Origin of the sequence: Streptomyces sp. NPDC059456, from assembly GCF_042750055.1 — a bacterium.
In the GTDB taxonomy this organism is placed as follows: domain Bacteria; phylum Actinomycetota; class Actinomycetes; order Streptomycetales; family Streptomycetaceae; genus Streptomyces.
In genome coordinates this window covers 1-3005 of sequence record NZ_JBHYVA010000082.1, presented here as the reverse complement: position 1 = coordinate 3005, position 3005 = coordinate 1, and the positions used below count along the sequence as shown (strand labels likewise).

Genomic DNA, 3005 nt, shown 5'->3' with positions numbered 1-3005 from the left:
ACCGGGGGGCGGCGCGCCGCCAGCCGCGGGCGCCCCTGGCGGGGGGGTGCCCGGCCCGCGGGGTGTGGGACGGGGATCCGGAACCCGCCCCCCCACCCCCACCCCCGGACAGGATCCTGAAGGAGGCTCATCGGTGCCCAGGTGGTTGATCATCGCGGAGGAAACGGTCACGGAGAACGGGGTGGTGACGCACCGGCAGGTCACGGTCGTTCGCCCCGTGAGCGGCAACAAGAGCAGGGAGCAGGCACTCGTAGACCTGTACACGGCGGCGCGGAGCCACGTACCCGAGTCCTTGCGGTCCACGACCCGTGTGACCGGCCGCGACGGGGACGGGTCCTTCTGGGTGCTGCCGAAGAACGCCAAGGGCAAGACCCGGGCCTCCTGCAACATCCGGCTCATCGAGCAAGTACGTCCGTGAGCAGTGCTGTCCCTTCTGCCCCGTCCGCGCACGTCGGCGATGCCGTCGTCCAGTTCCGCGCCGTCCAGCTCCGCGCCGTCCAGCTCCGCGGCGTCCCGGCCCGGAGCCGGCGGACGTCCTGGGTTCCAGCCTCGTCGGGCTGATCCGTCCCGAGCCGCCGTGGCGGGGAGGCATGGACCCTGGCGGGGCCGAGTACGGTCCCGGTCCTCGCGTGGTGGGTAGCAACCAGAACGTTCACGCACCATCCGACCACGGAAGGCGAACGACGTGACGATCACACAGGGTGGGCCGGCGGCGGCCCTGACTCTCATCAGCCCGGAACTCCGGGCCCGGCTCATCGCGGATGTCCGGGCGCAGTGGCCGGAGCTGACGGACGACCAGGGCGAACGGGGCGTGACGCAGATGGTCGCGTTCCTCGTCGCCGGCGCACGCACGCGCACCGATCTGTCCCCGTCCAGGCCCGTGGACACGTTCTGGCACGCGTTCATCGGCCGGACCCGCTCCTACAGGACGTTCTGCGACCTCGTCGCGGGCGGGTACATCGACCACGAGCCGGCCGACGCGCCCGCCCCCATCGAGCTGAAGGAGGCGGCGCGGGACCGTACCGTCGCGGCGATCACCGCCGCCGGGTTCGTGGTCGACGAGGAATTCTGGCCATCGGTGGCGGCTGACTGCTCCCAGTGCTACGCAGGGTGCAGCAACAGCCCCGCGGGTGGGCAGTAGTAGCTACGGCACCACCCCGCCCCGTCCCCGGAGCCGCTCGCGGCCCTGGGGGCGGGGCACTTGTGCAGCCCGACGGAAGAGGACAGGTGCAGGACGTATTGGCGTGGGACGTCTGGGGTCGTGACCGGCCCGCACGACGCGGAGTGAACGGCGCGGGGGAGTCAACGTGGTTCAACTGGACCACGTACCCCGATTGGGGGCCCGGAACGGAGGTACTGGGCAATGTGGGCCCCGGTAAGCGGGTGCTGGAGCTGGGGTGCGGAAGCGCCGGGAACCTGGCCCACGTGGCGACGCTCGGTGCGGAAGCAGTGGGCGTGGACATGTCCGCGGTCCAGGTCGCGCAGGCAGAGCAGCGCTGGCCCGGTCTCGAAGTCCGGCACGAGCGGGCAGAACGCTTCCTCTCTGCCGTCGACGCCCCGTATGACGTGATCTACTCCGTCTACGGGGCGTCGTGGTTCACCGACCCTGACGTGCTCCTCCCGCTCGTCCGCGAGGCGCTGAAACCCGGGGGCGTCTACGCCTTCTCGCACAATCCGCCGGCTCTCGCGGGCTGCTACGGCCCGCAGGTGTCGCAGATGAAGCCGGAGCGGGCCGGCGACGAGCCGCTGTTCGTGAAGCGGTTCGACCATGAGCCGGAGCAGTGGGAGCTGCTGCTGAAGACCGCGGGGTTCGAGGACATCAGCGCCGACATCATCCCGTCACCCGAAGGCAGGCGGCTGGGGACGCTGCTGGTAACGGCGCACGCCCCTGCCTAGCCGACCGACCGCCGGGCCCCTACTGCCCGCGGGGCTACGGCCTGCTCCCGTGCGGTCAGTGCCCTTGGACGCCTTCGGCCGGCGAAAGCAGGTGGCGGCTGGGCCCTCCGCGGCGGGATGATGCAGACATGCTCAATCTCCACCTGTTCGCCGGCAGGCAGTAGCGTGCTGCCCTACGTCCACCGCATCACCAAGTACGATCCGGCCGATCGCGATCAGCACGGCCGCTACACCGGCACCGAAGAGACGCACAGCGACCACGGCCCGGTCGAAGCCGCCCATCTCCAGGCCATCGCCGCGTTCGCGGCAGAGACCGGCATCGACCGCCTTGCCGTACGCGAACCACAGGCCGCGGCCGGATCCGGATCCGGCACCTTCGGTGCGGACCCGGCCGCCGGGGGCGACGGCGGTCTGGCGGGGCTCTTCCCGCCCGGCCGTGCGGGCTACCACGACGGCGCGCAGGTATCGCTCACCGTCGCCCTGGAACTGGTCCGCGCGATGCTGCGCGACGGCGGTGCCTGGTGCCGCCTGGAGGTGGAGGGCAGGTTCGCGGTCCACGTCGGCTGGGACCAGTACGTCTACGTCGGCAGCAGCGAGCCCTGCCCGACGGCGGTGGCCCGTACCCGCGCACTCGGACTGTTCCCCGAACCACTGGAAGTCTCCCCCTACGACGCCGAGTTCGACGAGCCGGGCGTGCGGCGGCCGGCCGATGACGTCTTCTGGGCCCGTGTGGGCTGGTTCCTCGGGTCGCGCCAGGCGCTGCTCCTGGAGGAGCGCCACGTCGGCAACGCCGCCCGCTGGCACCGACTCGAAGCCCACTCCCTCGACGCGGTCCGCGCCCGGCTGGCTCCCCGATCCCGGCTGGCCGTCTGGCCCGACCTCTCGACCGATGTCGGCGCCGTGCTCGCGGATCTTCCGGAGGAGGGACTGATCGAGCTCGTCTGGGAGGACGAGTACGGGCGGATCGCGAGCATCGTCGCCGACTCGGACTCGGACTCGGACGCCGACTCCGGTCCCGGCTCCGGCTCCGACGCCGGCTCCGACGCCGGCTCCGACGCCGGCTCCGACGCCGGCGCCGGCCCCGGCTCCGGCTCCGGCTCCGGCGAGAC

The 3005-nt window shown here is 72.0% G+C and carries 3 protein-coding genes and 1 pseudogene; all 4 read left to right on the top strand.

Annotated elements, in window-relative coordinates; translation table 11 throughout:
- Nucleotides 1-133: 133 nt before the first annotated feature.
- Nucleotides 134-418, top strand: a complete 285-nt coding sequence (locus ACFXA3_RS10490) for a hypothetical protein (RefSeq protein ID WP_385184699.1) — start codon at nt 134-136, stop codon at nt 416-418.
- Nucleotides 419-685: 267 nt separating this feature from the next.
- A complete protein-coding gene (locus ACFXA3_RS10485) occupies nt 686-1141 on the top strand; it encodes a glycine-rich domain-containing protein (protein ID WP_385184696.1) in 456 nt (151 codons plus the stop codon).
- Between the two features lie 224 nt (nt 1142-1365).
- A complete protein-coding gene (locus ACFXA3_RS10480) occupies nt 1366-1896 on the top strand; it encodes a class I SAM-dependent methyltransferase (protein ID WP_385184694.1) in 531 nt (176 codons plus the stop codon).
- A gap of 165 nt (nt 1897-2061) precedes the next feature.
- Nucleotides 2062-3005: pseudogene (locus tag ACFXA3_RS10475) on the top strand (RNA-binding protein); the annotation flags it as partial.